Genomic DNA, 19904 nt, shown 5'->3' with positions numbered 1-19904 from the left:
CAGCCTTTGCCTGGTCAGTGCACGACTACCAAGCTGAATCGCGTCGCCTCGCCCATTCCAGAATTTCTATTTTCGGCAGGCCCGTTCCAGGCCGCATTTAAAGGATTGCTCTCATGTCCATGCTCAAAGACCCTTCGAAGAAATACCGCGCCTTCCCGACCATCGACCTGCCTGATCGTACCTGGCCGTCGAAGACCATCACCCAGGCGCCGATCTGGTGCAGCTCCGACCTGCGCGACGGCAACCAGTCGCTGATCGAGCCGATGGACTCGGAAAAGAAACTGCGCTTCTGGAAGACCCTGGTCAGCGTGGGCGTGAAGGAAATCGAAGCATCGTTCCCGTCCGCCTCGCAGACCGACTTCGACTTCGTCCGCACCCTGATCGAAGACGGCCACATCCCTGACGACACCACCATCCAGGTGCTGACCCAGGCCCGCGAAGACCTGATCTCGCGCACCTTCGAATCCCTGCGCGGGGCGAAGAAGGCCATCGTCCACCTGTACAACGCCACCAGCCCGTCGTTCCGCCGCATCGTCTTCAACCAGGACAAGCAAGGCGTGAAGGACATCGCGGTGAACGCGGCCAAGCTGTTCGTCAAGTACGCTGCCCAGCAGCCGGAAACCCAGTGGACCTTCCAGTACTCGCCGGAAACCTTCAGCGCCACTGAAATGGAATTCGCCAAGGAAGTCTGCGACGCAGTGATCGAGGTGTGGAACCCGACCCCGGAACACAAGATCATCCTCAACCTGCCGGCCACCGTCGAAGTCTCGACGCCGAACGTCTACGCCGACCAGATCGAGTGGTTCTGCCGCAACGTCAACCGTCGTGACAGCGTGCTGATCAGCCTGCACTGCCACAACGACCGCGGCACCGGCATCGCCGCCACCGAGCTGGGCCTGATGGCCGGCGCCGACCGCGCCGAAGGCTGCCTGTTCGGCAACGGCGAGCGTACCGGCAACGTCGATCTGGTGACCCTGGCCCTGAACCTCTACACCCAGGGCATCGACCCTGAGCTGGACTTCTCCGATATCGACGGCGTGCGCAAGGTCGTCGAGGAGTGCAACCAGTTGCCGGTGCACCCGCGTCACCCGTATGTCGGCGACCTGGTCCACACCGCGTTCTCCGGCTCGCACCAGGATGCCATCCGCAAGGGCTTCGCCCAGCAGAAGGAAGACACCCTGTGGGAAGTGCCGTACCTGCCGATCGACCCGGCCGACATCGGCCGCAGCTACGAGGCAGTGATCCGCGTCAACAGCCAGTCCGGCAAGGGCGGTATCACCTACCTGCTGGAACAGGAATACGGCATCAGCCTGCCGCGTCGCATGCAAATCGAGTTCAGCCAGGTGGTCCAGGGTGAAACCGACCGTCTCGGCCTGGAAATGACCGCCCAGCAGATCTACAACCTGCTGCACCGCGAATACCTGCAAGCCAACGCGCCGTACGCACTGGTCAGCCACCGCCTGCAGGAAGAGAACGGCCACAGCGCCGTGGAAGTGGAAGTCGCCGGCGAAGGCGAAACCACCCTGCACTGGCGCGGCAAGGGCAATGGCGCCCTGGAAGCCCTGGTCGCCGGCCTGCCGGTTGCCGTGGAGATCATGGACTACAACGAGCACGCCATCGGCGCCGGCACCAATGCCAAGGCCGCGGCGTACATTGAACTGCGCGTTGCCGGTGGCCGTCCGGTCCACGGCGTGGGCATCGATGAAAACATTACCACCGCCAGCTTCAAGGCCCTGTTCAGCGCGCTGAACCGTTCCCTGAGCCAGCAGGCCGCCAACAAGGCCGCGTGATGCGCTGAGTCACCGCGCGAACCAATGCCCGCCCATCCAGGCGGGCATTTTTTTTGCCCGCGATAAAGTAATGATCTGGATCAGCTGTTTTATTCATTTACAACACTTAATACAAACCCAATCACATTATCCCTACTTCCTGACTTCCATCACTTTCTGCACGGCCGTACCATAATGGCCATGCGCTATCACTCAAACAACAATATCAGCGCGCTCGTGTACGCCAACCCTTGCAGAACTTTTTCGGGAATAGAAACATGCTCACCAACCTGCCACTTCGCTATAAATTGTTATTGATCCTGATATTACCCTTAAGTGGATTCCTTATACTTTCCACCCTCTTCATCTCCAGCAACTTCAAGACCCACAGCGACATGCAGGCCACGGTTGACGCCAGTTCTGCGGCACAAACCCTCAGCCAGCTGATCACCACCCTGCAGCGTGAGCGCGGCGCCAGCGGCGTGTTCATCGGCAGTTCGGGCAAGAGCATGGGCGATCGCCTAAGCCAGATGCGCCAGGACAGCGACACAGGCGTAAGGGCACTTTCCGCCCTGCAGAACAGCGAGACGAAGAAACTGCTGGGCAGCCTGGAAGAACTGGGGCAATTACGTGCGCACGTCGACAAGCTGGCGATCACCAGCACAGTTTCCGGTGAGCGCTATACCGCACTCATTCAACGCCTGATCGGTTTTACCCATGAACTCGAAGGCCATGTAAGCGACCCCGGCGTCATTCGCGCACTGGGCGCACTCAATCAATTCATCGAACTCAAGGAACGTGCCGGCCGCGAGCGGGTGTTATTGGGCCTGGTCTTCAGCCAGGACCATTTCGACGCCAACCTGCTGTCGCGCTTCAGTCGCAACCTCGGTGAATATTCCGCCTATTCCGAAGGCTTCCGCCTCAAGGTCCCGGCCACCCTCCTCGACCAATATGACGCCCGTCTGCAGACCAGTGCCGCCAGCGATGTCAGCCGGCTGCAGCGCATGGCCTTCGAGATTCCGCTGGGGCAGTCCCTGGCGATCACCCCGGAAGCCTGGTTCGAAACCTCGACCCAGCGCATCGACCAGATGAGCGAAGTGGAGAAGAGCCTTGCACAGAATGTCGGTGCCCTCGCCCAGGAAGCGCTGGACCGCGCCAGCCAGGCGCTGTGGCTGACCGTCCTCGGCGCGCTGCTGGCGCTGCTGGTGGTGGCCCTGCTGTCGTGGATCATCATCCGCGCCATCGGCAACGCCGTGGTCGATATCAATGCCACCCTGAACGGCCTGTCCAACCGCGACCTCACTGTGCGCACCCACTACCGCAGCCGGGACGAATTCGGCCAGATCGCCGACAACCTCGACCGCATGGCCCGGGAGATGACCAGCGTCATCGAGGAAATCGGCAGCGCCACCACCCAGGTTGCCACGGCGGCCGAAGAGTCCTCGGCGGTCACCCTGCAGACCAGCCGCAGCGTCGAGCAACAGCGCATGAGCACCGAGTCGGTCGCCACCGCGATCAACGAAATGAGCGCCACGGTGCGCGATGTCGCCCACAGCACCAGCGACGCGGCGGACCTGTCGAAGCAGATCCACGCCAGCACCACCCAGGGCCGCGAAGAAATCGAAGGCACCATCCAGCTGATCCGCGAACTGTCCGGCCAGGCCGAGCAGACGGCGGACATCATCGACAACCTCAAGCAGGAAAGCGACGCCATCACCTCGGTGCTCGACGTGATCCGCGATATCGCCGACCAGACCAACCTGCTGGCGCTCAACGCAGCCATCGAGGCGGCCCGGGCCGGTGACCACGGTCGTGGCTTCGCCGTGGTCGCCACCGAGGTGCGCACCCTGGCCCAGCGCACCCAGGAATCCACCGGCAGCATCCAGCAGATGATCAGCAACCTGCAGACCGGCTCCGACCGCGCCAACGCCTCGATGCTCGACACCCTCGGCAAGGCCCAGGAAGGCGCCCAGCGCATCGGCCGCGCCGGCGAGCTGCTGGAGCGGATCACCGAAGGCGTGGCCAACATCAGCGACCGTACCCTGCAGATCGCCTCGGCCGTCGAGGAGCAGAGCGCGGTGTCCGAGGACATCAACCGCAACGTCAACGAGATCAACGACCTGGTCATCCAGGTCAGTGCCGGGGCCCAGCAGACGGCGGTGACCAGCCAGGAACTGGCACGCCTGGCGGAACACCAGCAGCAGTTGGTGAGCCGCTTCAAGGTGGCGTGATCCAGGTCGCGCGATCATTACAACCGCCGCTTGCCGGCGGTTTTTTATTTCCCCGTCGAAGGAAAACGCCATTAATTTGCCGCCACCACTGGGTATACTGCCGCCACTCTATTTACCCCTCACCGTATCGAGGTCATGGACGACGTGAGCACTGAAAACCTGACACCAGGGGCCTTGCTGGCCTTGGTGGAAGACAATGTCCGCCACTACGAAGTCATTCTTGGCGGGCATGAATCGGCGCAGCTCGATGCCTGGCACCGCCACACAAGTACGGTCCAGGACATCATCGCCGACCTGCGCCAGCAGCCGGACGTACCGCTGCACAATGCCCATCTTGAAAGCGAAGTCCGTCACGCCCTCGGACAACGCGCGGCGCTGGTGGCCAAGGCAAGCCAGGCCCTGAAGGCGATAGAACAGGACATCACCCGGCTGGTCGGAGAATTTCGCCTGCTGCTCGCCCAGCGCGAACAGCAGCAACTGCAACTCTGGCGCCAGTACCTGGAAAATCCCGACTTCGCCGACTACCAGCAACGTATCGATAACCTGTCTGCCGAACACGCACGCCTTGGCGAGTCCCAGGCCCGCCTCGCCAGGGAGCGGGACGAAAAGATGCCGGCGTACGAGCGCAACGGCTTCTACGTCTACCTGCGCAAGCGCCGTTATGGCACCGACGATTACGCCCGCAGCGGGCTGTGGCGGACGTTCGACGACTGGCTGGCGAGCAAGGTCAACTACCGCGAGAACCGCCGCAACGAGCTGATCCTGCGCTCCATGCCCGACGCCGTGAATGACCTGGTCAGTGAATGCGCCAAGCGCATCCAGGCCCTCGAGCACGGCAATGCGAGCTCCTGGCTCAGCGGCCTCGACAAGCTGAAAAGCGGCCCCGACGGCTTGCGTTTCACTTTGCTGGTCAAGCAGATCATTGCCGCCAAGCGGCGCGCCAACGATGCCTACGACGAGCTCGACGCCTTCAACGATGACGAACGGGACGAACTGGGCAACGAGATCACCCAGTGGGTGGATGAGCAGATCGCCGCAGAAGACCTCTACCAGGTCATGGAAATCCTCATCGAACGCCACCCCGATGACCGCCAGCCTTTCGACCGGCACTGGGAGGCGCTGAATGCGGTCAACGAAACGCTGGACAACAGCAACGAGCGCACCGGGCAGGCGATGGACGACTACGTGCACGCCAAGGAGCTGGAATGGGCCTTGCGCGACCTGCGCAAGACGGACAATACCTGCGATGCCTCGTGCAACTGCGCTTGTCACCACATCGTGCATGACGATGAAGAGGACGAAGACTTCGAAGCACAGTGCCCCTGCCTGTACAACGCCGAGCGCTTCTACAGCTACCCCGCCAGCCTCGACTATCCCGACCTGATCGCCAGCTACATGAAGCGCAACCTGAGCGCCGTCGACCTGATCGAAGTCTTCGACAAGCAGCGCCAGTGGTTCACCGACACCGAGCAGGCGCAACCCGCCAGCCTCGCCGCGCCTGACGCGCAGCGGATCACCGATCAAAGCCTCACCTCGTAAGGACACCCATGAGCCAATACCTCGAACGCGCCATCACCGGCCTGCGCGCCATCGGCGTGGACCTCGGCAAACCGGTCCAGGACGCCCCGGTCCTGGCCCTGCTGGACAAGGTCGCGCACTACGACAACGACAAGGTCACCGGCATCGCAGTGGTGCTGCAGCAGTCCACCAGTTTCAACAGCATGGTCCGCGAGCAGATCGAGGGCATGGACGTGTCCACCCGCTTCATGGACATCACCAACAGCTTCACCTCGATTCGCGAGGATGCCGCGTCCATGGCCTCGTGGATGGAGGATGGCCGCCTGGACACCATGGAACGCCTCAAGCTGACCTGGATGAACATGCGCCGCGGTTCGATCCCCAGCCGCTTCGAGGACATCCGCAAGCACTACCTGGAAGCGTGCAAGGCGGCCAATCAGCAGATCGCCCGGGAGAACGCGATCCTCGAGGCGTACATGGACTTCCGCCTGGCGATGAAGAATGCCGAGGTCAACGCCCAGGAAGTGCTGGCCGTGGCCCACCAGTCCATGGCCCGGCGCAGCGAGGAACTGGACGCCGCCAACCAGGCCGTGGCTACCACGGAAGAAGTCCCCGCCGCCGAACGTGCGGCGCTGGAGCTCAAGCGCGACCTGGCGGTGCGCGAACTGCAGAACGAAGACAAGCGTTTCCAGATCATCAAGGACATCGCCGATGACCTGCGGGTCGGCTACAACACCGCAGAAATGGTCTTCGCCCGCATCAGCCAGGTGCACATGGTCAAGGAGCGTCAGTACCAGCGCATGGTCTCGTTCTTCTCCACCAACGAAATCGTCCTGACCAGCCTGGCCGTGTCCTTCACCGCCAACCAGGGCATGGCCGAGGCCACCCACACCCTCAACGCCACTACCGAAGGCATCAGCAAGGGCCTGGAAGCCCTGGGCGCCAGCTCCCAGCACCAGCTCAACGATGCCCTCAAGGCCAGCTACGGCTCGACCCTGCGGGTCGACTCGGTGCGCGCCCTGGCCCAGGCCACCCTGGCCTTCCAGAGCGACATGAAGACCCTCACCGACAACTACCGCACCGAGGCCAGCAACGCCTCGCGGGACATCGCGATCGCCGTCGAGGACGCCAAACGCGCCTTCGCCGCACTGCTGACCAAGGCCGCGGAATGAGCAAGGGACTTCTCTCCGAACAGATGGGCGCCATGGCGCTGGTCGACGAGTTGCGCCACCGCCGCATGGAGGTCGAGGAGCACCTCGACCTGCCCCGGCGCGAAGCGGAAGTGGCGGAGCGGATTCGCGCGTACTACAAAGGCCAGGGCATCGACTGCGACGATGCCCTGGTCGCACAAGGGGTACGCGAGTTCTTCAGGCATCGCCTGGTGTTCGAGGCGCCAGCCATGACCCTGTGGCAGCGCTTTCTCGGGCGCCTGATCAGCAGCACCGCGTTCCGCTGCTGGATGCTGTTCATGCTGGCGTTCGCGGTGATGTTCGGGATGTCATTCGGCGTGTCGTTCTATCACGGTTTCAAGCGGGGCTTCGCCCAGGCCGTCGCGCCAGCCGCGCAGCCCGTGGTGGTAGTGGCGCCGCCGGCTGGCGGCAATGTCCCGGCCGTGGTGACGGGTGCACAAGCGGAAAAGAACGAAGCCCGCTTCGAGCAACTGCGCAGCCGCATGCTGGCGATGCCCCTGTCCGAGGGTGACCTGCAGCGCGGGCAACTGGAGTTCGCCACCCAGGCGATGTACCTGCCCCGTGGCGGCCAGCCACTGGAACAGGCCTTCGCCAAGCTCCAGGCCATGCTCGACTTCATCGAGCCCGAGCTGCAACTGTACGTGGCCAATGTCCCCGGGCTGCCCACCGGGGTCGAAGTCTGTCCGGAACCGAACTCCTGTGAAGGCAAGGGTTGGTTCATCTTCCTCAAGGCCTTCGATGCACAGGGCCGCAGCGTCGACTTCATCACCCCGACCAGCCGCTACAGCGGGCCGACGCCTGCGGTAGTCGCCGGGGTCGAGGTCAGCGAAGCGCAGTACCAGCGGATCAAGCAGGCAAAGCTCGACAATGTGCGGATCGACCGGGAACGCATGGGCAGCAGCCCGGCGTTCAGCTCACGGATGGAGTTCGGCGACCGGGCGCTGGACAAGTACCGGACCATTACCCAGGAGCGGCTGGCGACGGTGAAGGTGCTGGATTCGTTCTGACCGCCAGGTTTGTGCTGTTTGGACTGGCCTCATCGCTGGCAAGCCAGCTCCCACAGGGTTCTGCGGCGCACACGGACCCTGTGGGAGCTGGCTTGCCAGCGATGAGGCCCTAGAGATCGCCACAAATCCCGACCAGTTGCAAAAATTATCCCGCGAGCAGCGCCATCGCCTCGGCACTGCACTTCTCCACCGCAGCCCAGTCGCCATTGCGGATCCAGCTACTGTCCAGCATCCAGGTCCCGCCCACGCACATCACGTTCGGCAGGTTCATGTAGCTAAGCAGGTTATCCGGCCGCACCCCGCCCGTCGGGCAGAAGCGCACATCGGCAAAGGGCCCGGCATAGGCCTTGATCGCCGCAATACCGCCGCTGATTTCCGCCGGGAACAGCTTGAAGCGCCGGTAGCCGAGGGCATAGCCCATCATGATTTCCGACGGCGTGCTGATCCCCGGCAGCAGCGGGATATCACTCTCGACGCCCGCTTGCAGGATTTCCCGGGTCACCCCCGGCGTCACCACGAACTGCGCCCCCGCCTCCTCCACCGCATCGAACTGCGAGCGATCCAGCACCGTACCGGCACCGACACACAGCTCAGGACGCTGCTCGCGCAACACCTTGATGGCCTTGAGACCATGCTCGGAGCGCAGGGTCACTTCCAGGGTGCGGATGCCGCCGGCGGCCAGGGCATCGGCCAGGGGCAGGATGTCGGCCTCGCGGGCGATGGTGATCACCGGCAGGATGCGCGCCTGGTCGCAGATCGCGTCGATCCGGGCGATCTTTTCGGCCATGGTCAGCAATGGCGTTGGGCGTTCGAGCGTGGTCATGACAGGGGTCCTTGGCTCATGGGCACCAGTAGATGCTCAAAGGGTCGTGAAGAAAGGCGCGAATCGGCATCTGCGCCAGCTCGTTGCCCGCCAGCGCGGCGCGCAGGGTAGCGAGTTTGCCCGCACCTTGCACGGACAAGACGGTGAAGCCGGCCGTGGCCAATAGCCGCCGGGTCAGGCTGATGCGCTGATGCGGCACACTCGGCGCCAGCATCGGCAGGCAGCGACGCTCGCTCAGCAGACTCAGGCCGTCAGCAAGATTGGGGCTCTCGGGGAACAGCGAGGCTGTATGGCCGTCATCCCCCATACCCAGCACCAGCACATCGATCGGCGGCAGCTCGGCCAGGGCCTGGTCGGCGGCCTCGGCGGCGGCGTCGAGGCTCGCCGCACTGCGATAGAGGCCAACGAAGCGCGCCTTGGCCGCATTGCCTGTCAGCAGATGACGGCGCAGCAGACCCTCGTTGCTGTCGGCATGTTCCACCGGCACCCAGCGCTCGTCGGCAAGGCTGACGGTGACCTTCGACCAGTCCAGCGCCTCTTGTGCCAGGGCCTGGAAGAACGCCACCGGGCTGCGTCCGCCGGAGACCACCAGGGTCGCCCTGCCCTGCCCGGCAATCGCCGTGCGCAGGCGCCCGGCAACGTCCGTGGCCAACTGCCGGGCAAGTTGCTCGGCACTCTTCAATTCATGGAGCGTGACCGTTGCCGGCCACTGCACTTCAGATATCGCCATACCAGGACCTCCCATCGCGGGTAATCAGTGCCACCGCCGCCACCGGCCCCCAGGTTCCCGCAGCATAGGGTCGGGGCGGTTCGCCGGATTGTTTCCAGCCGGCGATCAGCTGGTCGCACCATTTCCACGCGTATTCGATTTCATCCTTGCGCACAAACAGGTTCTGATTGCCGCGCATCACCTCCAGCAGCAGCCGCTCATAGGCATCGGGGATCCGTGCGCTGCGAAAGGTGCCGTCGGAGAAATTCAGTTGCAGCGGGCTGCTGCGCAGTTGCATGCCCTTGTCCAGGCCCTGCTCCTTGGTCATCACCCGCAGCGAGATGCCCTCGTCGGGCTGCAGGCGGATGATCAGCTTGTTGCCGATCTGCAAACGCTGTTCCGCCGCGAAGATATAGTGCTGCGGTTCCTTGAAGTGGATGACGATCTGCGACAGCTTCTGCGGCATGCGCTTGCCGGTGCGCAGGTAGAACGGCACCCCGGCCCAGCGCCAGTTGCGGATATCGGCGCGCAGGGCGACGAAGGTTTCGGTGTCGCTGTGGGTGTTGGCATTGTCTTCGTCGAGGTAGCCCGGCAGCGCCCGGCCGTCACTGTGCCCGGCAATGTACTGGCCGCGCACCACCCGGGTGCCGAGGCCCTCGCCGGTGATCGGCGCCAGGGCCTTGAGCACCTTGACCTTCTCGTCGCGGATGCTGTCGGCGGAGAGGTCGCTGGGCGGGTCCATGGCGATCAGGCAGAGCAGTTGCAGCAGGTGGTTCTGGATCATGTCGCGCAGTTGCCCGGCCTTGTCGAAATAGCCCCAGCGCCCCTCGATGCCGACCTTCTCGGCGACGCTGATTTCCACATGGGAAATGGAGGTCTGGTTCCACTGGGTCTCGAACAGGCTGTTGGCAAAGCGCAGGGCGATCAGGTTCTGCACCGTTTCCTTGCCCAGGTAATGGTCGATGCGATAGATGCGGTTTTCCGGGAAGAACTGCGCCACCGCGTCGTTGACACGGCGCGACGACTCCAGGTCATGGCCGATGGGCTTTTCCAGTACCACCCGGGTGCGCTCGACCAGGCCGATTTTCGCCAGGTTCTCGCAGATTCCGCCATAGACTGCCGCCGGCGTGGCGAAATACGCGATCAGTGGCGCGTCGGGCGCGACCTGTTCGGCCAGCAGCGGATAGGCCCCGGCATCGAGGAAATCCATGTGCAGGTAGCTCAGGCGCGCGAGAAAACGCTGGAGAGCCGTGACTTCGATGGCCTCGGAAGCGACGAACTCATGCAGGTGCGCTTCGATCGACGCCAGGTGCTCCTGCACGCTGCCGGCCTCGCGGGCCAGGGCCAGCAGGCGCGTGCGCTCATGCAGCAGCCCGGCGCGGTCGAGCTGGTAGAGCGCCGGGAACAGCTTGCGCAAGGCCAGGTCGCCAAGGGCGCCGAACAGGGCAAAGGTGCAGGGCTCAACACTGATCGAAGACATGATGTAGGTTCTTTTACCAAGTGGTTGTAGAAATACCGCTTTCCATCACAGTTAGCAAGGTTAAATGTAGTAAGAACAACAACATTTGACCTGCAGTACAGATACCAGTGGTGGGTCTACCCTGCCATTAGTAGGATACGACCTTGTGAACCCGGCCCGTGCTTGCACGAATTGGCCGACTCCCCGACCGAAGGAACCCGAATGGACCGCGTGCGCAACCTCCTGGAGCAGATTCAGGGCCGTCTCGACGAGCTGAACAAGGCTGAACGCAAAGTCGCCGAAGTCATCCTCGCCGCCCCTCAACAGGCCACCCGCTTCAGCATCGCCGCACTGGCCCAGGCGGCCAAGGTCAGCGAACCGACGGTCAACCGCTTCTGCCGCTCCTTCGGCGTCAGTGGCTACCCGGAACTCAAGCTGCAACTGGCACAGAGCCTGGCCAGCGGTGCAGCCTACGTCAGTCGGGCGGTGGAGCCCAACGATGATCCGGCGGCGTTCACGCAAAAGATCTTCGGCAGCACCATCGCGTCCCTCGACAGTGCCTGGCAGCAGCTCGACCCGGTGCTGATCAGCCGCGCCGTGGACATGCTGATCCAGGCCCGGCAGATTCATTTCTTTGGCCTCGGGGCCTCGGCGCCGGTGGCGCTGGATGCCCAGCACAAGTTTTTCCGCTTCAACCTCGCGGTGTCGGCGCATGCCGATGTGCTGATGCAGCGCATGCTGGCGTCGGTGGCGCATACCGGGGATCTGTTCGTGATCATTTCCTACACCGGGCGTACCCGTGAGCTGGTGGAAGTGGCGCAACTGGCCCGGGACAACGGCGCCTCGGTGCTGGCCCTGACCGCCGCCAACTCGCCACTGGCCCGGGCCAGCAGCCTGAGCCTGAATATCCCGTTGCCGGAAGATACCGATATCTATATGCCGATGACTTCGCGGATCATCCAGCTGACGGTGCTGGATGTGCTGGCGACGGGCATGACCTTGCGCCGCGGAGCGGATTTCCAGCCGCATCTGAGGAAGATCAAGGAAAGCCTGAATGCCAGTCGGTATCCGCTGGATGATGAGTTGGGCTGATCCGGAATTTGCAGTGTTCTTGAGGGCCCTATCGCTGGCAAGCCAGCTCCCACAGGTTCCGTGTGCACCGCGAACCCTGTGGGAGCTGGCTTGCCAGCGATGAGGCCCTGAAGGTTTGTAAACTTACTACAAGGTTGCCTCAGAACGAGCTCTGCACCTTGATCCCCGCCACCAGTGCATTGTCCACCTCGTCCACCCCGCCCGGGCTCTTGATGTACTGCAGGTTCGGCCGCACGGTCAGCCAGCCGGTGACGTGGAAGCCGTAGTACAGCTCGGCGTTGTACTCGCTGCGCTGGATCGGCACGAAGGCCGGGTTGTCGTAGTCGTCGATGCCATTGCCGGCATTGATCAGCTCCGCCCGTTTCTTCACGTCATCGTTGACGTGGATCCGCGCCACGCCGACGCCGATATCGTCCTTGGGCCGCCCGTCGAACGCGCCTTTGTACACCATCCCCACCTGCTGGTAGTTGTCCACCACGTTGGTGTCCTTGTCGTGCACGGTAAAGTTGGCGAACAGGCTCAACCCGCGATTGGCGTCGCCCTCGTGCGCGGTAACCTGCTGCTGCGCCACCACCCACCAGCCGTGCTTGCTCGAATGGCTTTGCGACGGGTCGCGAATGTCGTCAGCCTTGGCCGTGCTGTAGTAGTACCCCAGCCGGTACTCACCCGGCAGCCCGCCGACCCGGGGCGACCAGACCAGCTCCACCGGCAGGATCATGCCCTTGGTCCCGCTGCCGCTGAGCTTGAAGCCGTTGCCGGTTTCCAGATTCGACGGATTCTGCTCGAACACCCCGACCTGGGCGAAGAACTCCGGGGTGAGGTTGTACTTGACCCGCATCGCCCACTGGCTGACCGGCCAGTTGTACCAGATGCCGCCGACCCAGTTGCCGACCTGGGAGCCACAGAACGCCAGGTTCTGGAAGTCGCAGGGGAAGCTGTTGAAATCCTCGCCCTCGCCAAAGCGCCCGACCTTCACATCGAGGGCGCCGTCAAAGTACTTCTGCTTGACCCACATCTGCGTCAGCCGCCAGGTCTGGCCGCGGCCCCAGACTTCCTGCACCGAGCTGAACTGCCCGGCACGCGGGTCGCTGATGCGGTCGTTGGACAGGTTGCGCCCGCTGCGCTCGGTGATCGCCAGCTTGAACTCGGCGTCCTGCCAGCCAAGGATCTTCTGCAGGTCGAGCTTCATGCCCAGGGCGAACTGGTCGCTGTAGCGCGCGGTACGGTCGTCGTTGTAGCCGCCGTGCAGGTTGGTGGCCGCCTCGCCGACATAGTCGAGGGTGAAGTCGTAGCCCTTTTCCAGCAATTCGGTACGGGTCCCGCCCCAGTCGCCGGTCATCCATTTCGACGACGACTCGAAGGCCCCGGCGGCCAGCGCCGGGTTGCTCGCCACCGCCACCAGCACGGCCAGCGGGATCACTCCTGAAGTGCGCTTGAAGTACTCCATCCGTTATTTCCTCGGTTTCTTGTTATCGATGGGGATTCGTGTACAGCGGGCGAAGCACCGATCGCGCCCAGGCGTTCGCCGCTGGCAGCGTCGAACAGCAGCACCCGGGCGGGATCGAATTGCAGGGTCAGGCTGTCGCCGACCCGTGCCGGTACATCCGGCGGCAGGCGGCAGCAGACCTTGGTCTGGTTGAGGGTGACGAACACCAGCAGGTCCGGGCCGGTGGGCTCGGTGATCTGCACTTCGGCACGGATGCTCGGCAGGCCGTTGCCTTCGCCGGGCGCCAGGCTGATCTGCTCCGGGCGGATACCCAGGATCACGTCTCGGTCCTCCAGTCCCGCCTCGCTCAGCCCCAACGGCAGCTCGCAGCGCGCCTGGCCGCTGTCGAGCAGCGCCTGCAGGCGCCCTTCGCGGCGTTGCAGGCGCAGCGGAATGAAGTTCATCGGTGGCGAGCCGATGAAGCTGGCGACGAACAGGTTGGCCGGATCGTTGTAGATCTGCTGCGGCGTGCCGAACTGCTGGATCAGCCCGTCCTTCATCACCGCCACCTTGTCGCCCAGGGTCATGGCCTCGATCTGGTCGTGGGTGACGTACACCGTGGTGGTTTTCAGGCGCTGGTGCATCAGCTTGATCTCGGTGCGCATCTCCACCCGCAGCTTGGCGTCGAGGTTCGACAGTGGCTCGTCGAACAGGTAGATCTTCGGCCGCCGCGCCAGCGCCCGGCCCATGGCCACGCGCTGCTGCTGGCCGCCGGAAAGCTGGCCGGGTTTTCGCGACAGCAGATGCTCGATCTGCAGCAGCCGCGAGACCCGCGCCACTTCCTCGTCGATGGCCGCCGCCGGCATCTTGCGGATCTTCAGGCCGAAGGCGATGTTGTCGCGTACGTTCATGGTCGGGTACAGCGCGTAGGACTGGAAGACCATGGCGATGTCCCGGTCCTTGGGGCTCATGCCGCTGATATCGGCGTCGTCCACCAGGATCGCCCCGCCGCTGATCTGCTCCAGCCCGGCGATGCAGTTCATCAGCGTGGATTTACCGCAGCCGGACGGGCCGACGAGGATCAGGAACTCCCCGGAATCGATCTTCAGCTCGATGTTTTTCAAGGTGTCCGGCAGCCCGCTGCCGTAGCTCTTGTTGACGTTGCGCAGTTCCAGCGTTGCCATGCTTCACCCCTTGACCGCGCCGGCCGTGAGCCCGCGCAGGAAGTATTTGCCCGCAAGGACATAGACCAGCAGGGTCGGCAGGCCGGCGATCATCGCCGCGGCCATGTCGACGTTGTATTCCTTGACCCCGGTGCTGGTGTTGACCAGGTTGTTCAGGGCCACGGTGATCGGTTGGGCGTCGCCGCTGGCGAACACCACGCCGAAGAGAAAGTCGTTCCAGATCTGGGTGAACTGCCAGATCAGGCAGACCATGATGATCGGCACCGACATGGGCAAAAGGATCCGCCCGAAGATCATGAAGAACCCCGCCCCGTCCAGCCGCGCCGCGCGCACCAGGGCCTCCGGCACACTGCAGTAGTAGTTGCGGAAGAACAGCGTGGTGAAGGCCAGGCCATAGACGATATGCACCAGCACCAGGCCGGTGGTGGTGCTGGCCAGGCCGAGCTTGCCGAGGGTGAAGGAGGCCGGCAGCAGTACGGTCTGGAACGGCAGGAAGCAGCCGAACAGGAGCAGGCCGAAGAACAGCTGCGAACCGCGGAAGCGCCACATCGACAGGACGTAGCCGTTGAGCGCGCCGAGCAGGGTCGAGATCAGCACGGCCGGCACGGTGATCTTCACCGAGTTCCAGAAGTAGCCGCCCACGGTGTCCCAGGCCTTGATCCAGCCGATCCCGGTGACCACTTCGGGCCAACTGAGCAGGTTGCCAGTGCGGATATCCTCGGGGCTCTTGAAGCTGGTCAGGAGCATCACCAGCAGCGGGATCAGGTACACCGCGCAGGCCGCCAGCAAGGTCGCGTAGATGGCAATGCGGGAAGCTCTAGTCATGGCGCTTGCCTCGCAGCTCCGAGTACAGGTACGGCACCAGGATCGCCAGGATCGCCCCCAGCATCAGGATCGCGCTGGCCGAGCCCATGCCCATCTGGCCACGGCTGAAGGTGAAGGAATACATGAACATCGCCGGCAGGTCGGAGGAGTAGCCCGGGCCGCCGGCGGTCATGGCCGCCACCAGGTCGAAGCTCTTGATCGCGATATGGGCGAGGATCATCAGCGCGCTGAAGAACACCGGGCGCAGGCTTGGCAGGACGATGCGCAGGTAGATCACCGGCAGGCTTGCGCCATCGACCTGGGCGGCGCGCACGATGGACGAATCAACGCCACGCAGGCCGGCGAGGAACAGCGCCATGACGAAGCCCGAGGCCTGCCACACGGCAGCGATCACCAGGCAGTAGACGACCCGGTCCGGGTCCACCAGCCAGTCGAAGCGAAAACCCTCCCAGCCCCAGTCGCGCAGCAGCTTGTCCAGGCCCAGGCCGGGGTTGAGCAGCCATTTCCAGGCGGTGCCGGTGACGATCATCGACAGCGCCATGGGGTACAGGTAGATCGTGCGGATAAAGCCTTCGCGGCGGATGCGCTGGTCCAGCAGCACGGCCAGAAGCACTCCGACCACCAGGCTGATGGCGATGAACAGTCCACCGAAGATCAGCAGATTCTTGCTCGCCACCCACCAGCGGTCGTTGTCCATCAGCCGTGCGTACTGGGCCAGGCCGACCCACTTGTAGCTGGGCATGAAGCTGGAGTTGGTGAAGGACAGGATGAAGGTCCAGAGGATGTAGCCATAGAAGCCCACCAGCACGATGAGCATGCTCGGGGCCAGGACCAGTTTCGGTAGCCAGCGCTGGAGAGCGTCCAGGGGAGAGGCTCGCAACGTTGCGGGAATAGTGTTCATGGTTGAGATCCTATGGGACCGCTTTGCGGTCCTTCGCGGGCAAGCCACGCTCCTACAGGGAATCGCGGGTGCCTTGTAGGAGCGTGGCTTGCCCGCGAAGGGCCGCGCAGCGGCCCCGGAACCTGCCTACTTGGCCGCCTTGATCGCCGCGTTAAGCTGCTTCACCGCCGTCGCCGGCTCGGCCTGCGGATCGTTGAGGAAGTTGGTCACCACATCGAAGATCGCCCCCTGCACCGCCAGGGTCGTGGCCATGTTGTGCGCCATGCTCGGTTGCAGGCCGTCACCCTTGGCCGCTTCCTTGAAGTCCGCCGCCGACTTCCGGGTGCAGGCGTCGAACGGGCTCATGTCCATGTCCTGGCGCACCGGCAGCGAGCCCTTGTTCTGGTTGAACACGGTCTGGAACTGCGGCTCCAGGGCGACCTTGGCCAGGTCGTTCTGCGCCTTGATGTCGTTGGCATCCTTGAGCTTGAACATCGCCAGCGAATCGATGTTGTAGGCGAAGCTGCCCTGGGTGCCGGGGAAGGCCACGCACTGGTAGTCCTTGCCCGCCACCTTGCCGGCGGCGCTCCATTCGCTCTTGGCCCAGTCGCCCATGATCTGCATGCCGGCCTTGCCGTTGATCACCTCGGCAGCGGCGATGTTCCAGTCACGCCCGGCGCGGTTGGGGTCCATGTAGGTGCCGAGGCGCTTGAGGGTGGCGAAGGCCTCGGTCATCTGTGGCCCGGTCAGGGTCTTCTCGTCCAGCTCGACGAAGGCGGCGTGATAGCCCTTGGGCCCGAGGATGCTCAGGACCAGGTCCTCGAACACCGTGCTGTCCTGCCACGGCTGGCCGCCATGGGCCAGGGGAATGAAGCCGGCGGCCTTGAGCTTGTCGGCAGCGGCGAAGAGTTCATCGAGGGTAGTGGGCACCTTGGCCCCGGCCTTGTCGAACACCTGCGGGTTGATCCACAGCCAGTTGACCCGGTGGATGTTCACCGGCACGGCGACGTAGTGGCCGTCGTACTTCATGATGTCGGCGACCTGCTTCGGCAGCAGGTCGTCCCACTGGTTGGCGGCGGCCACGTCGTCCAGTTCGGTGAGCAGGCCGAGGGCGCCCCATTCCTGGATATCCGGGCCCTTGATCTGGGCGGCGGAAGGCGGGTTGCCGGAGATGGCGCGGGTCTTCAGCACGGTCATGGCCGCGGCACCGCCGCCACCGGCGACGGCGTTGTCCTTCCAGATGAAACCATCTTTCTGGATCTGCTGCTTGAGGGTCTCGACGGCCTTGGCTTCGCCGCCGGAGGTCCACCAGTGGAGAACGTCCACGGTGCCGGGATTGTCGGCGGCCAGGGCAGAAAGGGGGAACAGCGAGGCGAGGGAAACGACGGCGGCGAGACGGGTGATCGCATTCATCGGGAAAAGCCTTTTTGTTGTTTTGCCTGGAGTCTAAACAGGGGATCTGAGGGTGGAGGTAACGAAGGGATGCGGGAATGTCACCAGGCAGTGACATTGGCTGTGATCCTTCAGGCCTCATCGCTGGCAAGCCAGCTCCCACAGGTTCCGCGTCGCTCACAAATTTTCTGGCTGGCCCAGAACCCTGTGGGAGCTGGCTTGCCAGCGATAGGGCCCGGAAGATCAATCAAGATATCTAGGCAGGCTCAGGCTCACTCTCAACCCACCCTCCCGCAGATTCCTCAGGCTCACCTCTCCGCCATGGCTATGGGCAATATTCCTGGCAATCCCCAACCCCAGCCCATACCCCTGCTGTTTCCCGGCCAGGCGGAAATGCGGCTCGAACACCTGCTCCAGTTGCTGCGCCGGCACCCCCGGCCCTTCGTCATCGACGTGCAGCACGAAGCTGTCCTCGCCATCGATGATCCGCAAGTGCGCACGCTCACCGTACTTCAGGGCGTTGTCGATCAGGTTGCCGATACAACGGCGCAACGCCAGCGGCTTGCCCGGATAGGCCGTCTCGGCACGCCCGCGGACGGTCACCCGGCCACTGGCAAGGTACGGCTCGACCAGGCATTCCAGCACCTGGTTCAGATCGATGGCTTCGATGTTCTCGTGGATATCCGTGTCCTTCACGCATTGCAGCGCGCCCTTCACCAGCATCTCCAGCTCATCCAGATCCCGCCCGAATTTCGCCTGGACCTGCTCGTCCTCCAGCAGCTCGACCCGCAGGCGCAAACGGGTGATGGGCGTACGCAGGTCATGGGAAATCGCGCTGAACAATTGGCTGCGCTCGGTGAGATAACGGCTGATGCGCTCATGCATGGCATTGAACGCCCGCCCCACTTCCTCCACCTCACTGCCGCCGCCCTCCACCACCGGCGCCACATCCGCGCCGAGGGACATCTCCCGCGCCGCCAGGGCCAGGCGCTTGAGCGGCCGGCTCTGCCAGTGCACCAGCAGGCCGATGAACAGCAGCAGGAAGAAACTGGTCAGGCCGATGAAGAGGATCTGCTGGCGCGGCAAGCCTTCGTCTTCGAGGGTGGTGTAGGGCTCCGGCAGCAGCGAGGCGATATACAGCCATTCACCTTCGGCCAGGCGGATCTGGGTCACCAGCACCGGCGGCTCCACCGGCTCCAGGGTCAACGCGTAGTGGGCCCAGGAGCGCGGCAATTCATCGAGCTTGAGGCCGCTGTTGAAGATCCGCAGGTCCTGCGGACTGACGAACTCCACCGAGATGCGCATTTCGCCCAGGCGCTGGCGCAACACCTCGTCCACCGCCGCAATCACCGCCTCCTTGCGCGGCGTGCTGGGCAGCACCTGCATGTCCAGCGGGCGATCGTTCAATGACACGAAGAAGCGCGTGCCGCCCATGCTGCGCAACTGGTCCAGCACCAGCGGCCGGTAGGCCAGGGGCAGCGAGCGGAAATAGCTGACGCTGGCGCTCATCGAATGGGCCAGGCTGCGGGCGCTGGCCACCAGGCCCTCGCGCTGGCTGGCGCGCAGTTGCGAGAGCCATATCAGGCTCGACAGGCCCTGGGCGAGCAGCACCACCAGCAAGGTCAGCAGCAGCATCCGCCCCAGCAGCGAACGCGGCAGCGGCAGGCGCCAGCGGCGCTCAGTGCGACGCAGCAACACTGGCCGCCAGCAGGTAACCACTGCCACGCACGGTACGGATCAGCCGCGGCGGCTTGTCGGTGTCGCGCAGGCGCTGGCGCAGGCGGCTGACCGCCATGTCGACGATGCGGTCCAGCGGCATCGGCTCGCGACCACGGGTGGCATTGCCGATGGTGTCGCGATCGAGGATCTGTTGCGGATGATCGAGAAACAGCTTGAGCAGGGCGAAGTCGGCCCCGGAGAGAATCACTTCCTCGCCATCGCGGTGGAACAGGCGATGGCTGATGGTATCCAGGCGCCAGTCATCGAACGCCAGCACCTCGCCGCCCGGGGCCTGGAACCCGGCCCGGCGCAGCAGCGCCTTGATCCGCGCCTGCAGCTCGCGGGGGCTGAAGGGCTTGCCGAGGTAGTCGTCGGCGCCCAGCTCCAGGCCGATCACCCGGTCGGCTTCGTCCGAGCTGGCCGTCAGCATGATGATCGGCACCTGCGCCTGGCGCGGGTGCTGGCGCACCCAGCGGCACAGGCTGAAACCGTCCTCGTCGGGTAGCATCACATCGAGGATCACCAGGTCGCTGCCCTCGGCATCCAGCGCCTGGCGAAAGGCCTGGCCGTCGGCCACGGCGCGCACCTGAAAACCGCAACGGCTCAGGTAGGCGTCCAGCAGTTCACGGATGTCCTGGTCGTCATCCACCAGCAGAATCGACTTGCTCACTACAGCGGTC

Annotated in this window: 16 protein-coding genes; 6 read left to right on the top strand and 10 right to left on the bottom strand. The window is 64.0% G+C overall.

Annotated features, from left to right (window positions below; genetic code table 11):
* The first annotated feature begins 113 nt into the window (after positions 1-113).
* The 5 genes from leuA (at position 114) to AC2CQI_RS25930 (ending at position 7715) form a co-directional block, all read left to right on the top strand.
* Positions 114-1790, top strand: a complete 1677-nt coding sequence (gene leuA / locus AC2CQI_RS25950; protein ID WP_075806679.1) for a 2-isopropylmalate synthase — start codon at positions 114-116, stop codon at positions 1788-1790.
* 257 nt (positions 1791-2047) lie between these two features.
* On the top strand, positions 2048-4000 hold the full coding sequence (locus AC2CQI_RS25945; protein ID WP_484578295.1) for a methyl-accepting chemotaxis protein: 1953 nt from the start codon (positions 2048-2050) through the stop codon (positions 3998-4000).
* A 144-nt stretch (positions 4001-4144) separates the two neighbouring features.
* Positions 4145-5539 carry a hypothetical protein gene (locus AC2CQI_RS25940; protein WP_484578294.1) on the top strand — a complete coding sequence of 465 codons (1395 nt, stop codon included), beginning with the start codon at positions 4145-4147 and terminating at the stop codon, positions 5537-5539.
* A gap of 8 nt (positions 5540-5547) precedes the next feature.
* Positions 5548-6690, top strand: coding sequence for a merozoite surface protein 3b (locus tag AC2CQI_RS25935; protein ID WP_484578293.1), 1143 nt, complete (start codon positions 5548-5550; stop codon positions 6688-6690).
* A complete protein-coding gene (locus AC2CQI_RS25930) occupies positions 6687-7715 on the top strand; it encodes a DUF6384 family protein (protein ID WP_484578292.1) in 1029 nt (342 codons plus the stop codon). The genes AC2CQI_RS25935 and AC2CQI_RS25930 overlap by 4 nt, the downstream gene beginning before the upstream one ends.
* Positions 7716-7860: 145 nt before the next feature.
* On the opposite strand, the gene AC2CQI_RS25925 is transcribed toward AC2CQI_RS25930, so the two are convergent.
* Genes AC2CQI_RS25925 through zwf form a run of 3 tightly spaced genes read right to left on the bottom strand, consistent with a single transcriptional unit; the run spans position 7861 to position 10727 of the window.
* Complete coding sequence (locus AC2CQI_RS25925) at positions 7861-8538, bottom strand: bifunctional 4-hydroxy-2-oxoglutarate aldolase/2-dehydro-3-deoxy-phosphogluconate aldolase (RefSeq protein ID WP_075806674.1); 678 nt, start codon at positions 8536-8538, stop codon at positions 7861-7863.
* 16 nt (positions 8539-8554) lie between these two features.
* The gene (pgl, locus tag AC2CQI_RS25920) at positions 8555-9268 is read right to left on the bottom strand and encodes a 6-phosphogluconolactonase (RefSeq protein ID WP_484578291.1); all 714 of its coding nucleotides are present in this window, start codon (positions 9266-9268) and stop codon (positions 8555-8557) included.
* On the bottom strand, positions 9255-10727 hold the full coding sequence (gene zwf, locus AC2CQI_RS25915; RefSeq protein WP_075806672.1) for a glucose-6-phosphate dehydrogenase: 1473 nt from the start codon (positions 10725-10727) through the stop codon (positions 9255-9257). The genes pgl and zwf overlap by 14 nt, the downstream gene beginning before the upstream one ends.
* A gap of 210 nt (positions 10728-10937) precedes the next feature.
* Between zwf and AC2CQI_RS25910 the strand changes: the two genes are divergently transcribed.
* Positions 10938-11798 carry a MurR/RpiR family transcriptional regulator gene (locus AC2CQI_RS25910; protein ID WP_178392090.1) on the top strand — a complete coding sequence of 287 codons (861 nt, stop codon included), beginning with the start codon at positions 10938-10940 and terminating at the stop codon, positions 11796-11798.
* 139 nt (positions 11799-11937) lie between these two features.
* On the opposite strand, the gene AC2CQI_RS25905 is transcribed toward AC2CQI_RS25910, so the two are convergent.
* The 7 genes from AC2CQI_RS25905 to AC2CQI_RS25875 all read right to left on the bottom strand — a co-directional run bounded on the left by AC2CQI_RS25905 (position 11938) and on the right by AC2CQI_RS25875 (position 19894).
* Positions 11938-13245 carry a carbohydrate porin gene (locus AC2CQI_RS25905; RefSeq protein ID WP_075806670.1) on the bottom strand — a complete coding sequence of 436 codons (1308 nt, stop codon included), beginning with the start codon at positions 13243-13245 and terminating at the stop codon, positions 11938-11940.
* Positions 13215-14408, bottom strand: a complete 1194-nt coding sequence (locus tag AC2CQI_RS25900; RefSeq protein ID WP_075806669.1) for an ABC transporter ATP-binding protein — start codon at positions 14406-14408, stop codon at positions 13215-13217. The genes AC2CQI_RS25905 and AC2CQI_RS25900 overlap by 31 nt, the downstream gene beginning before the upstream one ends.
* Before the next feature lie 3 nt (positions 14409-14411).
* A complete protein-coding gene (locus AC2CQI_RS25895) occupies positions 14412-15233 on the bottom strand; it encodes a carbohydrate ABC transporter permease (protein ID WP_075806668.1) in 822 nt (273 codons plus the stop codon).
* Positions 15226-16134: a carbohydrate ABC transporter permease gene (locus tag AC2CQI_RS25890; protein WP_484578290.1), complete on the bottom strand. Its 909-nt coding sequence runs from the start codon at positions 16132-16134 to the stop codon at positions 15226-15228. Before AC2CQI_RS25890 ends, AC2CQI_RS25895 begins: the two co-directional genes overlap by 8 nt.
* Positions 16135-16260: 126 nt before the next feature.
* Positions 16261-17526 (bottom strand): ABC transporter substrate-binding protein, encoded by a 1266-nt coding sequence (locus AC2CQI_RS25885; protein WP_484578289.1) that lies wholly within the window; start codon positions 17524-17526, stop codon positions 16261-16263.
* Between the two features lie 222 nt (positions 17527-17748).
* Positions 17749-19164: an ATP-binding protein gene (locus AC2CQI_RS25880; RefSeq protein ID WP_178392089.1), complete on the bottom strand. Its 1416-nt coding sequence runs from the start codon at positions 19162-19164 to the stop codon at positions 17749-17751.
* 19 nt (positions 19165-19183) lie between these two features.
* The gene (locus tag AC2CQI_RS25875; protein WP_075806664.1) at positions 19184-19894 is read right to left on the bottom strand and encodes a response regulator; all 711 of its coding nucleotides are present in this window, start codon (positions 19892-19894) and stop codon (positions 19184-19186) included.
* Positions 19895-19904 lie beyond the last annotated feature (10 nt).

The sequence above is a fragment of the Pseudomonas sp. P2S-1 genome, from assembly GCF_057197725.1.
This window is presented reverse-complemented; position numbering and strand designations above follow the sequence as displayed.

Excerpts from the sequence above, each read along its gene's own strand:
- AC2CQI_RS25890 (WP_484578290.1), bottom strand. The coding sequence starts at position 16,134 with ATGAACACTATTCCCGCAACGTTGCGAGCCTCTCCCCTGGACGCTCTC.
- AC2CQI_RS25895 (WP_075806668.1), bottom strand. The coding sequence starts at position 15,233 with ATGACTAGAGCTTCCCGCATTGCCATCTACGCGACCTTGCTGGCGGCC.
- AC2CQI_RS25905 (WP_075806670.1), bottom strand. The coding sequence starts at position 13,245 with ATGGAGTACTTCAAGCGCACTTCAGGAGTGATCCCGCTGGCCGTGCTG.
- zwf (WP_075806672.1), bottom strand. The coding sequence starts at position 10,727 with ATGTCTTCGATCAGTGTTGAGCCCTGCACCTTTGCCCTGTTCGGCGCC.
- leuA (WP_075806679.1), top strand. The coding sequence starts at position 114 with ATGTCCATGCTCAAAGACCCTTCGAAGAAATACCGCGCCTTCCCGACC.
- AC2CQI_RS25885 (WP_484578289.1), bottom strand. The coding sequence starts at position 17,526 with ATGAATGCGATCACCCGTCTCGCCGCCGTCGTTTCCCTCGCCTCGCTG.
- AC2CQI_RS25925 (WP_075806674.1), bottom strand. The coding sequence starts at position 8,538 with ATGACCACGCTCGAACGCCCAACGCCATTGCTGACCATGGCCGAAAAG.
- pgl (WP_484578291.1), bottom strand. The coding sequence starts at position 9,268 with ATGGCGATATCTGAAGTGCAGTGGCCGGCAACGGTCACGCTCCATGAA.
- AC2CQI_RS25900 (WP_075806669.1), bottom strand. The coding sequence starts at position 14,408 with ATGGCAACGCTGGAACTGCGCAACGTCAACAAGAGCTACGGCAGCGGG.
- AC2CQI_RS25945 (WP_484578295.1), top strand. The coding sequence starts at position 2,048 with ATGCTCACCAACCTGCCACTTCGCTATAAATTGTTATTGATCCTGATA.
- AC2CQI_RS25930 (WP_484578292.1), top strand. The coding sequence starts at position 6,687 with ATGAGCAAGGGACTTCTCTCCGAACAGATGGGCGCCATGGCGCTGGTC.
- AC2CQI_RS25935 (WP_484578293.1), top strand. The coding sequence starts at position 5,548 with ATGAGCCAATACCTCGAACGCGCCATCACCGGCCTGCGCGCCATCGGC.